This window comes from Streptomyces ipomoeae 91-03 (assembly GCF_000317595.1).
Lineage (GTDB): Bacteria > Actinomycetota > Actinomycetes > Streptomycetales > Streptomycetaceae > Streptomyces > Streptomyces ipomoeae.
The window spans coordinates 1-11515 of the sequence record NZ_AEJC01000666.1; the positions used below are offsets into that span (position 1 = coordinate 1).

The 11515-nt window shown below is 69.0% G+C and carries 11 protein-coding genes; 7 read left to right on the plus strand and 4 right to left on the minus strand.

Annotated elements, in window-relative coordinates:
- Positions 1-42 precede the first annotated feature (42 nt).
- Together STRIP9103_RS43975 and tyrS are read left to right on the plus strand one after the other, a co-directional pair.
- Positions 43-1437, plus strand: a complete 1395-nt coding sequence (locus STRIP9103_RS43975; RefSeq protein WP_048822242.1) for a metallopeptidase TldD-related protein — start codon at positions 43-45, stop codon at positions 1435-1437.
- Positions 1438-1514: 77 nt separating this feature from the next.
- Positions 1515-2783 carry a tyrosine--tRNA ligase gene (tyrS, locus tag STRIP9103_RS43980; RefSeq protein ID WP_009342474.1) on the plus strand — a complete coding sequence of 423 codons (1269 nt, stop codon included), beginning with the start codon at positions 1515-1517 and terminating at the stop codon, positions 2781-2783.
- Positions 2784-2912: 129 nt separating this feature from the next.
- On the opposite strand, the gene STRIP9103_RS43985 is transcribed toward tyrS, so the two are convergent.
- Positions 2913-3194 (minus strand): GlsB/YeaQ/YmgE family stress response membrane protein, encoded by a 282-nt coding sequence (locus STRIP9103_RS43985; RefSeq protein WP_009342460.1) that lies wholly within the window; start codon positions 3192-3194, stop codon positions 2913-2915.
- A 246-nt stretch (positions 3195-3440) separates the two neighbouring features.
- Between STRIP9103_RS43985 and STRIP9103_RS43990 the strand changes: the two genes are divergently transcribed.
- The 3 genes from STRIP9103_RS43990 (at position 3441) to STRIP9103_RS52985 (ending at position 4602) form a co-directional block, all read left to right on the plus strand.
- On the plus strand, positions 3441-3827 hold the full coding sequence (locus STRIP9103_RS43990) for a DUF3099 domain-containing protein (RefSeq protein ID WP_009342464.1): 387 nt from the start codon (positions 3441-3443) through the stop codon (positions 3825-3827).
- Positions 3828-4055: 228 nt separating this feature from the next.
- Positions 4056-4295 carry a hypothetical protein gene (locus STRIP9103_RS43995; protein ID WP_009342470.1) on the plus strand — a complete coding sequence of 80 codons (240 nt, stop codon included), beginning with the start codon at positions 4056-4058 and terminating at the stop codon, positions 4293-4295.
- Positions 4296-4473: 178 nt separating this feature from the next.
- Positions 4474-4602, plus strand: a complete 129-nt coding sequence (locus STRIP9103_RS52985; RefSeq protein ID WP_009342472.1) for a hypothetical protein — start codon at positions 4474-4476, stop codon at positions 4600-4602.
- A 151-nt stretch (positions 4603-4753) separates the two neighbouring features.
- Here STRIP9103_RS52985 and moaA read toward each other — a convergent pair whose 3' ends face one another.
- The 3 genes from moaA to STRIP9103_RS44010 form a co-directional block, all read right to left on the minus strand.
- Positions 4754-5743, minus strand: a complete 990-nt coding sequence (moaA, locus tag STRIP9103_RS44000) for a GTP 3',8-cyclase MoaA (protein ID WP_009342476.1) — start codon at positions 5741-5743, stop codon at positions 4754-4756.
- 180 nt (positions 5744-5923) lie between these two features.
- Complete coding sequence (locus STRIP9103_RS44005) at positions 5924-7549, minus strand: solute symporter family protein (RefSeq protein ID WP_009342466.1); 1626 nt, start codon at positions 7547-7549, stop codon at positions 5924-5926.
- A complete protein-coding gene (locus STRIP9103_RS44010) occupies positions 7546-7902 on the minus strand; it encodes a DUF485 domain-containing protein (protein ID WP_009342462.1) in 357 nt (118 codons plus the stop codon). Before STRIP9103_RS44010 ends, STRIP9103_RS44005 begins: the two co-directional genes overlap by 4 nt.
- Before the next feature lie 411 nt (positions 7903-8313).
- Between STRIP9103_RS44010 and STRIP9103_RS44015 the strand changes: the two genes are divergently transcribed.
- Both STRIP9103_RS44015 and STRIP9103_RS44020 read left to right on the plus strand, forming a co-directional pair.
- Positions 8314-9843, plus strand: a complete 1530-nt coding sequence (locus tag STRIP9103_RS44015; protein WP_009342468.1) for a S8 family peptidase — start codon at positions 8314-8316, stop codon at positions 9841-9843.
- 115 nt (positions 9844-9958) lie between these two features.
- Entirely contained in the window at positions 9959-11476 is a 1518-nt protein-coding gene (locus STRIP9103_RS44020) for a S8 family peptidase (protein ID WP_048822245.1), read from the plus strand.
- The last annotated feature ends 39 nt before the right edge of the window (positions 11477-11515 follow it).

An 11515-nucleotide genomic window follows, 5' to 3' on the forward strand; every position in this document is an offset into this window, starting at 1 on the left:
CCCGGGAAAGCACAGTCTCAACACCACGCAGGAGGCCGGTCGATGAGCGCCCGTACCAACAAGCCGCACGAGATCGTCGAGCGGGCCCTCGAACTGTCCCGGGCCGACGGGTGTGTGGTGATCGCCGACGAGTACTCGACGGCCAACCTGCGCTGGGCGGGCAACGCGCTGACCACGAACGGGGTCACGCGCGGGCGCTCGGTCACCGTGGTCGCCACGGTCGACGGCAAGGAGGGCACCGCCTCGGGTGTCGTGTCGCGGTCCGCCGTCACCGCCGACGACCTGGAGCCCCTGGTGCGGGCCGCCGAGGCCGCCGCACGCGGGGCCGGGCCCGCCGAGGACGCCCAGCCGCTGGTCACGGGCGTGGAGCACTCCCCCGACTTCACCGACGCGCCCGCCGAGACCTCCTCCGCCGTGTTCACCGACTTCGCCCCGGCCCTCGGCGAATCGTTCGCACGCGCGCGTGCGGGCGGCCGCGAGCTGTACGGCTTCGCCAACCACGAGCTGGTGTCCAGCTATCTGGGTACGTCGACGGGGCTGCGGCTGCGGCACGACCAGCCGAACGGGACACTGGAGCTGAACGCCAAGTCCCCGGACCGTACGCGCTCGGCCTGGGCGGGCCGGTCGACGCGGGACTTCAAGGACGTCGACCCGGCGACCCTGGACGCGGAGCTGGCCGTACGGCTGGGCTGGGCCGAGCGGCGCATGGAACTGCCCGCCGGACGGTACGAGACCCTGCTGCCGCCGACGGCCGTGGCAGACCTGCTGATCTACCAGATGTGGTCGGCGTCGGCGCGGGACGCCGCCGAGGGCCGGACGGTGTTCAGCAAGCCCGGCGGCGGTACGCGGATCGGCGAGCGCCTGACCGACCTGCCGCTGACCCTGCGCAGCGACCCGAACGAGCCCGGCCTGGAGTCCGCCCCCTTCGTGCTCGCCCACTCCTCCGGCGGCGACACCTCTGTATTCGACAACGGACTCCAGCTCAAGGCGACCGAGTGGATCCGCGAGGGCGAGATCGCCAACCTGACGACCACCCGGCACAGCGCCGAGCTGACCGGGCTTCCGGTGGCGCCGTCGATCGGCAACCTGATCCTCGACGGCGGCGAGGACCGCTCCCTGGACGAGATGGTCGCGAACACCGGGCGCGGGCTGCTGCTGACCTGCCTGTGGTACATCCGCGAAGTCGACCCAGCGACACTGCTGCTGACCGGGCTGACCCGGGACGGTGTCTACCTCGTGGAGAACGGCGAGGTCACGGGCGAGGTCAACAACTTCCGGTTCAACGAGTCGCCGGTGGACCTCCTCGGCCGCGCCACCGAGGCGGGGCGCACCGAGAAGACGCTGCCACGGGAGTGGAGCGACTACTTCACCCGGGCCGCCACCCCCGCGCTGCGGGTGCCGGATTTCAATATGAGTTCTGTCAGTCAGGGCGTATAACCTCGTAGGCGTTCGCGGTCGGCTGTCACCCGGCTGCCGGACACCACACGAAGATCATTCAAGGAGACACGAGAACCGTGACGGACATCGTCGACGAGCTGAAGTGGCGCGGGCTGTTCGCCCTGTCCACTGACGAGGACGCTTTGCGCAAGGCGCTCGCGGACGGTCCCGTCACGTTCTATTGCGGTTTCGACCCGACCGCGCCGTCCCTGCACGTCGGCCATCTGGTGCAGGTGCTCACCATGCGCCGACTCCAGCAGGCCGGGCTGCGCCCGCTGGCCCTCGTGGGCGGCGCGACGGGCCAGATCGGCGATCCCCGCCCGACGGCGGAGCGCACGCTGAACGCGCCGGAGACCGTCGCCCAGTGGGTGACCCGGCTGCGCTCCCAGATCGAGCCGTTCCTGTCCTTCGAGGGCGAGAACGCCGCGGTGATGGTGAACAACCTGGACTGGACCGCCGGGCTGTCCGCCATCGAGTTCCTGCGGGACATCGGCAAGCACTTCCGGGTCAACAAGATGCTGACCAAGGACTCCGTCGCCCGCCGTCTGGAGTCCGAGGAAGGCATCAGCTACACGGAGTTCAGCTACCAGCTGCTCCAGGGCATGGACTTCCTGGAGCTGTACCGCCGGCACGGCTGCACGCTCCAGCAGGGCGGCAGCGACCAGTGGGGCAACCTCACGGCCGGCCTGGACCTGATCCACAAGCTGGAGCCCGAGGCCAAGGTGCACGCGCTGGCGACACCGCTGATGACCAAGGCGGACGGCACGAAGTTCGGCAAGACCGAGGGCGGTGCCGTCTGGCTCGACCCCGAGATGACGACGCCGTACGCGTTCTACCAGTTCTGGCTGAACGTGGACGACCGGGATGTCGCGCGGTACATGCGGATCCTGTCCTTCAGGTCCCGCGAGGAGCTGGAGGAGCTGGAGAAGCAGACGGAGGAGCGTCCGCAGGCACGGGCCGCGCAGCGTGCGCTGGCCGAGGAGCTGACGACGCTCGTCCACGGCGCCGACCAGACCGCCGCCGTGATCGCCGCGTCCCGCGCCCTCTTCGGGCAGGGCGAGCTGGCGGAGCTGGACGAGAAGACGCTGGGGGCGGCGCTCGCCGAGGTGCCGCATGCCACGGTTGCCGAGCTGGCACCCGTCGTCGACCTGTTCGCGGAGGTCGGGCTGGTGCCCAGCAAGTCCGCGGGGCGGCGAACCGTGAAGGAGGGCGGGGCCTATGTGAACAACGTGAAGGTCACCGCGGAGGACGCCGTGCCGGTCAAGGAGGATTTGATTCACGGGCGGTGGCTGGTGCTTCGGCGAGGGAAGAAGAACTTGGCCGCGGTCGAGGTGACCGGGGCCTGAGCGTCTGAGGGGCGTGGGGATTCTGGCGGGTGCGGCTTCGTCGTGGCCGGTAGCGCCCGCGCGGCGGAGCCGCACATGTCAGAGCCCCGCGCCCCATTGGGACGCTGATGCTGAGCAGTCCTGCAAAACTCAGGCCCTCCGCTGCTTCCTTCTCCCCAGCGTCGCCGTGTACGCCATGTCGCCCAGCAACACGATCACTACTGCGGCGATCAGTTGGAAGACGTGGCGGCCCCAGTCGATGCCGTCGGTTTCCTCGATGCCGAAGCCGCGTGCCATCGCGTTGCCGGCGACGGCGCCCAGCATGCCGAAGATGGTCGTCAGCCAGAGCGGGCTGTGCTGCTTGCCCGGAATGATCGCCTTGGCCAGCAGGCCCAGCACGAACCCCACGATGATCGCCCACAACCAGCCCATGGCTGCCTCCTCATACGGCTCCGCGTGAGCATTACGCCCAGTGTCGGCCCGCCTGCCCTACGCCGCATGTCGGGCGGTGACGTACGCGGTACGGCGCATCTCGTCCCGTCCCGGTGGAACATGACCCGGTCTCGTAGGCGACGCAGCCGCGGCGTAACGTGGAGCTTGACCGGGGCCCCGTTCCCCGAGCGGGACCGGGCGGGGTACGGGCCGGGAGCGTCCGACACAGGCGGGTGGTGGAACGTGATGCGGAAGCAGAGCAACACCGAGGTCTTCCGGATCACCGGGGCCCGGCAGGGGCTTGCCGACGACGTCCGCGGCAGGCAGCGGCGCTATGTCATCTCCATGTCGATCCGTACCCTCTCCGTGATCGCCGCGGCCGTCCTCTGGAACGTCGAACGGCACGTCGCGGTCGTCGCACTGGTGCTCGGCATGGTGTTGCCGTACATCGCCGTGGTGATCGCCAACGCGGGTCGGGAGAACGCCCCTTCGTTGCCGTCGACGTTCGTCATGGCCCCGATGCGGCCGATGATCGCGCCGCCCAGCGACGACCGGTTCGCGGAATCCTTCTCGGAAGACGCCGGGGCCGACACGGCGGACGGTCAGCGCACTGAGCCGCGCGAGCCGGCCTGAGCGTCCGAACGGGGGCCTGTCGGCCCACCTGGAACCGGGCCGACATAGTTCCGTTCGGGGGAACCTCAAGAACTGCTCAAATGAATCTGCAGTTCCGGTGCCGGACTGATGGTTACCCGTGACATACTTCGTACGCGCTCCGCATCCCCCGTCGGAGCGACAGACCGACGCCGGGCAGCTCCCCCCGTGGCTGCTCGGCGTCGCTTTTTCTACGGCTAGGGTCGACGTGTGAACATCCTCGACGTCCCCGGCTCCGATCCCACTTCCCCCATCTGCTCCGCCAAGGGCTGCCGCGCGGACGCGGTGTGGGTGCTCGCATGGAACAACCCGAAGCTGCACACCCCGGAGCGACGCAAGACATGGCTCGCCTGCGAGGAGCATCGGGAGCATCTGTCGCAGTTCTTGGGTGTGCGGGGGTTTCTGAAGGACGTGGTGAAGCTCGACGAGTGGACGTCACCGGAATCCTGATGTCCACCAAGCTCAGGAAAAGCTCAGATCAATCATGCAGTTCCAGTGCCGGGCCGAGGGTCACCCCTGACATACTTCATGCGCGCTGAAGACCCACGGTCGAAGCACAACTCCGGGCAACGGCAACCAAGTTCGCGGCAACGTGCCGCACTCTGCGGATGCCCCATGGAGGATGCGCATGGTCGAGGGAAAACAACGCGAAGGGAAGGGCTCAGCCCAGGCCGTATGGGCGTTCCTGCTCGGGCTGGTGGGACGCCTCACGGGCGCCGCCATCACCTCGTGGTGGAACAACCGACACGGCCTGTGACTGAGCACTGGTGGAATCACACCTGACCGTTGCAGCGGTCAGCCGGGCGTCCTCTCGGACGGGCCCGGGTGGGGTCGTATCCAGCAGGGTGCGGCCCCATGTGCTGTGCAGCACTCTAGGCTGCCGAGCCGCTCGGCGACCAGCGGATCGGCTAACCCCCGATGGCCGACATCGGCCTCTCCGGCTGGACGAACGTCGGGTCGTCCAGCCCCGCGCCCGCCTTCTTGCCCCACATCGCCAAACGCCAGATGCGGGCGATCTCCTCGTCGGGGGCGCCGGAGCGGAGCGCGGCGCGCAGGTCCGTCTCCTCTCGGGCGAACAGGCAGGTGCGTATCTGGCCGTCTGCCGTGAGGCGCGTACGGTCGCAGGCGGAGCAGAAGGGGCGGGTGACCGAGGCTATGACGCCTACGCGGTGGGGGCCGCCGTCGACCAGCCAGCGTTCAGCGGGGGCCGAGCCTCGTTCGTCCTGGCCCTCGGGGGTGAGGTCGAAGCGGGTGCGGAGGGACTGAAGGATGTCACCGGCCGTCACCATGCCGTCGCGCTTCCAGCCGTGCTGGGCGTCCAACGGCATCTGCTCGATGAAGCGCAGCTCGTAGTCGTGCTCGACGGCCCAGGCGAGCAGGTCCGGGGCCTCGTTCTCGTTCAGGCCCGGCATCAGGACCGAGTTGACCTTGACGGGAGTCAGACCTGCATCGCGGGCGGCCTGCAATCCCTCCAGTACATCCTTGTGGCGGTCCCTGCGTGTGAGGGTCTTGAAGACGTCCGGGCGCAGGGTGTCCAGGGAGACGTTGACCCGGTCCAGGCCCGCCGCCTTCAGGGCCGTCGCCGTGCGCCTGAGGCCGATGCCGTTGGTGGTGAGGGACATCTGGGGGCGGGGGGCGAGAGCCGCGACGCGCTCCACGATGCCGACCAGGCCGGGGCGGAGCAGGGGCTCGCCGCCGGTGAAGCGGACCTCGGTGATGCCCAGGGTGCGGACCGCTATGTCGATGAGGCGGACGATCTCGTCGTCCGTGAGCAGATCGGGCTTGGCCAGCCACTGCAGGCCCTCCTCGGGCATGCAGTACGTGCAGCGCAGATTGCAGCGGTCGGTCAGCGAGACCCTCAGGTCGGTGGCCACTCGGCCGTAGGTGTCGATGAGCACGTGGGCCCCCTCCCGCGCCGGATCAGTAATTCCCGAACACCTGCGAGCCTACGTGACACCACTGACAACGCCGGGGCCGGATGCCACGAAACAGGCGTGGGGCCGCCATAGGGATCTACGGCGGCCCCCGCGCGATGCGGGCGTGGAACGCGTCCCTTCCCGCGCCTCCCGGCGGAGCGCCTAGTGGGCGCCGGTGCCCGTGAGGGAGCGGACCTCCAGTTCGGCGTACTTGCCGGTGTCGGGCTCCTCCTTGGAGAGGATCGTGCCGAGCCAGCCCATCAGGAAGCCGAACGGGATGGAGATGATGCCCGGGTTCTTCAGCGGGAACCAGTGGAAGTCGACGTCCGGGAACATCGCCTTCGGGTCGCCGGAGACGACGGGCGAGAACAGCACCAGGCCGACGGCGACGATCAGACCGCCGTAGATCGACCACAGCGCGCCCTGGGTGGTGAACCGCTTCCAGAAGAGGCTGTAGAGGATGGTCGGCAGGTTGGCGGAGGCGGCGACCGCGAAGGCGAGGGCGACCAGGCCGGCCACGTTCAGATCGCGGGCGAGGGCGCCCAGGCCGATGGAGATGATGCCGATGAAGACGGTCGCCCAGCGGGCCGCGCGGACCTCCTCGGCGCCGGAGGCCTTCCCCTTGCGGATGACGTTGGCGTAGATGTCGTGCGCGAAGGAGGACGACGAGGCGAGGGTGAGGCCGGCGACCACGGCGAGGATGGTCGCGAAGGCCACCGCCGAGATCGTGGCGAGCAGGATCGCGCCCCAGGCCGAGTCGACGCCGCCCAGGTGCAGGGCGAGCAGCGGGGCCGCCGTGTTGCCGGACGGGTTGGAGGCGATGATCTCGTCCTGGGAGATCAGCGCGGCGGCGCCGAAGCCGAGGGCGATGGTCATCAGGTAGAAGCCGCCGATGATGCCGATGGCCCAGTTCACGGACTTCCGGGCGGCCTTGGCGTTGGGCACCGTGTAGAAGCGGATCAGGATGTGCGGCAGACCGGCGGTGCCGAGCACCAGGGCGATGCCGAGGGAGATGAAGTCCAGCTTGGAGGTGCCGGTCGCGCCGTACTGGAGGCCGGGCTCCAGGAAGGCGGCGCCCTTGCCGCTGTTCTCGGCGGCCTTGCCGAGCAGATCGGAGATGTTGAAGTTGAACTTCAGCAGCACCAGGAACGTAATGAGGATCGTGCCGCCGATGAGCAGCACGGCCTTCACCATCTGGACCCAGGTGGTGCCCTTCATACCGCCGATGGAGACGTAGACGATCATCAGGACGCCGACGAGGGCGACGATCAGGATCTTGCCGGCGTCGGAGGTGATGCCGAGCAGCAGCGAGACGAGGACGCCCGCGCCCGCCATCTGGGCCAGCAGATAGAAGATCGAGACGACGATCGTGGACGTACCGGCCGCGGTGCGGACCGGGCGCTGGCGCATGCGGTACGCGAGCACGTCACCCATGGTGTAGCGGCCGGAGTTGCGCAGCGGCTCGGCGACCAGGAGCAGGGCGACCAGCCAGGCGACGAGGAAGCCGATGGAGTAGAGGAAGCCGTCGTAACCGAAGAGGGCGATCGCGCCGGCGATGCCGAGGAACGACGCGGCGGACATGTAGTCGCCGGAGACGGCGAGGCCGTTCTGGAAGGCGCTGAACTGGCGTCCGCCCGCGTAGAAGTCGGCGGCGTCCTTGGTCTGGCGGCCGGCCCAGATGGTGATGGCGAGGGTCGCCAGGACGAACAGCCCGAACAGGGTGATGATCAGCGGCCGGTGCTCGCTGGCCTCGTTCGCGGCGAGGAAGGTCTGCTGTGCGGGGCTCATGCGCCGCCCTCCATCCGGGACTTGATGGCCTCGGCCTTGGGGTCGAGCTTCGCGGCGGCGTGCCGCGAGTACCACCAGGCGATGACGAACGTGGTGACGAACTGGGCGACGCCGAGGACGAAGGCGACGTTGATGTTGCCGAAGAGCTTGGTGCCCATGAAGTCGCCCGCGTAGTTGGAGAGCAGGACGTACAGCAGGTACCAGGCGATGAAGGCGACGGTCAGCGGGAAGGCGAACGAGCGGTAGGAGCGGCGCAGTTCACCGAACTCGGCGCTCTCCTGGACCGCGGCGAACTCCTCGGTGGAGGGGAGGCGGTGCTCTGCCTTCGAGGGGGGCGGTGCGTCGGTAGCCACGGGGTCTCCTCGCGTTTCCGCCGCGGTCGCGACGGTGGATGGGGACGTTTTCGCAGTCGGTTCGGACGTCGGATCGGGTACGGACATGTGGTCGGCTCTGTTCCTCCGGTGACGGGTGCACGATCGTGCTCGGGCTCCCTGCTCAACGTCACGGTGGCGCGGTGGGACCGGTTCAACCGTGTGTCTTTCTTTCGAAAATCGGTTCGTCGATCGATCGGAGCGGGCCCATCGGTACCGGTCGGAGCGGGCCCAACAGTGAGGGATACCCCTCTACTTCGGCCTCTCGCGCCTCAAGTCATTGCTGGCCAGCAACGGCGAGGGATAGCTTCGGGCTGCACCACCAACGTCATGTACCTGCCCGGGCCCCCGTGTGTCTCGGGCCGGTTTCTTTGAGGATGATGTGGAGATCCCATGGCTCATCTGCGCTCCAGACGACGGCTCGCCCTCGCGGTTCCGGTCGTTCTGTCGCTGACCGCCTCGCTCGGCTTCCTGCCGGGTGTCGCCTCGGCGGCGCCGCTCACCGCGACCGCCGCCGCGACCGCGGAGGGCCCGAACCTCTCGTACGTCGTGAACACCAGGACCGACAGGCACACCATCGCCTCGGTGAAGAAGGCGATCGACGCGGCCGGCGGCAAGGTCGTCATCACGTACGACAAGATCGGCGTGATCGTCGTCCACTCGACCAACCCGGAGTTCGGGGCGACCATCCGCGCCGTACGCGGTGTGCAGTCCGCCGGTGTCACCCGGACCTCGCCGCTGACCCCGGCCGGTACGACGGACGAGGGTGCCGTCGAGTATCTGACGGCCGCCGAGGCCGCGAAGGTGAAGGCCGCTTCGGCGGACATCCCCGACGCCGAGCCCCTCGAGGCCGACCAGTGGGATCTGCGTTCGATCGGCGCCGACAAGGCAGCGAAGATCAACCCGGGCAGCAAGAAGGTCACGGTCGCCGTCATCGACACGGGCGTCGACGACACCCATCCGGACATCGCGCCCAACTTCTCCAAGTCCCAGTCCGCCAACTGCGACGGCGGTGTCCCGGACACCAGCGAGGGCTCCTGGCGGCCGTACACCGCGGACGACTACCACGGCACGCATGTCGCCGGTGAGATAGCCGCGGCCCGCAACGGCACGGGCGTCGCCGGTGTGGCGCCCGGCGTGAAGGTCTCCAGCATCAATGTGACGGACCGCAAGAACGGCCTGTTCTACCCGGAGAGCGTCGTCTGCGCGTTCGTGTTCGCCGCCGACCACGGCGTGGAGATCACGAACAACAGCTACTACGTCGACCCGTGGCTCTACAACTGCGTGGACGACCCGGACCAGAAGGCCATCGTCGACGCCGTCAACCGGGCCCAGCTGTACGCCACGAAGAAGGGCACGCTGAACCTGGCCTCGGCGGGCAACTCCAACCACGACCTCGCCTCCGACGCGATCGTGGACGACTCCAGCCCCGACGACTCCACCCCGGTCGAGCGCACCATCGACCCGAGCGAGTGCTTCGACGTGCCGACCCAGCTGCCGGGTGTCGTCACGGTGAGCGCGACGGGCGTGAAGAACGAGAAGTCGTACTACTCCACGTACGGTAATGGCGTCATCGACATCGCGGCCCCGGGCGGCGACCGGCGCTACCAGCTCCCGGACACCCCGTCGGAGGACGGCCGGATCCTGTCCACGCTGCCGAACGGCGCGTACGGCTTCCTGCAGGGCACGTCGATGGCGTCGCCGCACGCCGCCGGTGTCGCCGCGCTGCTGAAGTCGACCCACCCGTGGGCGAGCCCGAAGCAGCTGCAGTGGCTGCTGAAGGCCCAGGCGGACAAGACGGCCTGCCCTGAGACGTACGACCAGAACGGCGACGGCACCCCGGACGCGGTGTGCGAGGGCGGCCCGCGTGTCAACGGCTTCTACGGGTTCGGCATCGTCAACGCCCTGAAGGCCGTCAAGTAGCCACGGTCCCCTGCCGACAGGCCCCCCGGTGCCCGGCGAGACCGGGCCCGGCGGGGCCTGCTTCCCGCACAGCTCGTACCGCTCGTTCCACGAACGAAAACGAACTGGAGACAGCATGACCGCGCTTCGCAAGCGCTCCCGTCGACTGGCCGCGCTCCCGCTGGGAATGGCCATGGCGACGGCACTCGTCGTCATACCGAACGTCACGGCCTCGGCGGCCGAGGCGACCGGACAGACCGCCGCCGACGCGACGCAGCTCAGCTATGTCGTCAACGTCCGCCCCGGGCACGGCCCGTCGGCCCATCTGAAGAAGGCCATAGCCGAGGCCGGCGGCACGATCGTGACGTCGTACGACAGGATCGGCGTCATCGTCGTCCACTCGGCCGACGCCGACTTCGCCAAGGCGATCCGTGGCGTACGCGGTGTGCAGTCGGCCGGTGCCACGCGCACCGCGCCGCTGCCCGCGCAGTCGACCACCGATGTGGGCACCCCGAAGGTGCTGACCGCCGAGGAGATCGCGGACGTCGAGGCTGCGGACGGGCAGGACCCGTTGGAGCCGCTGCAGTGGGACCTGCCGGCCATCAAGGCGGACAAGGCCCACGAGGTGTCCCTCGGCAGCCGCAAGGTCACGGTCGCCGTCATCGACACCGGTGTCGACGACACCCACCCGGACATCGCGCCGAACTTCGACCGCGAGGCGTCGGTCAACTGTGTGACGGGCAAGCCCGACACGACCGACGGCGCCTGGCGGCCGGGCCCCACGGAGAGCGCGCACGGCACGCATGTGGCCGGTGAGATCGCGGCCGCGAAGAACGGCGTCGGCGTCACCGGTGTCGCGCCGGGCGTGAAGGTCTCCGGCATCAAGGTGTCCACCACGGCCGGCTTCTTCTACACCGAGGCCGTCGTCTGCGGCTTCATGTGGGCCGCCGAGCACGGCGTGGACGTCACGAACAACAGCTATTACACCGACCCCTGGTACTTCAACTGCAAGAACGACCCGGACCAGAAGGCGCTCGTCGAGGCCATCACCCGGGCGTCGAAGTACGCGGAGCGGAAGGGCACGGTCAACGTCGCGGCGGCCGGCAACGAGAACTACGACCTCGCCGCCGACGAGATCACCGACCCGGTGTCCCCGAACGACTCCACGCCGTCGGACCGGGTGATCGACCCGTCCGAGTGCCTGGACATCCCGACCCAGCTGCCGGGTGTCGTCACGGTCGCCGCGACCGGTGCGAAGGGCATCAAGTCGTCGTTCTCCAACCACGGTCTGGGCGTCATCGACATCGCCGCGCCCGGCGGCGACTCGACCCGCCTCCAGACGCCGGCCCCGCCCGCCACCAGCGGCCTGATCCTGGGTCCGCTGCCCGGCGGCAAGTGGGGCTACATGGCCGGTACGTCGATGGCGTCCCCCCATGTCGCGGGCGTCGCCGCCCTCATCAAGTCGAGGCACCCGTACGCGTCGGCGGCGCTCGTCAAGGCCCTGCTGTACGCCCAGGCCGACGCCACGCCGTGCACGGACCCGTACGACATCGACGGGGACGGCAAGGTCGACGCGGTCTGTGAAGGGCCGAAGAACTACAACGGCTTCTACGGCTTCGGCACCGCGGACGCGCTGGACGCGGTGACCAAGTAGGCGCCTGCGGAGGCCTGCGGAGGTACGGAGCATTCGGGC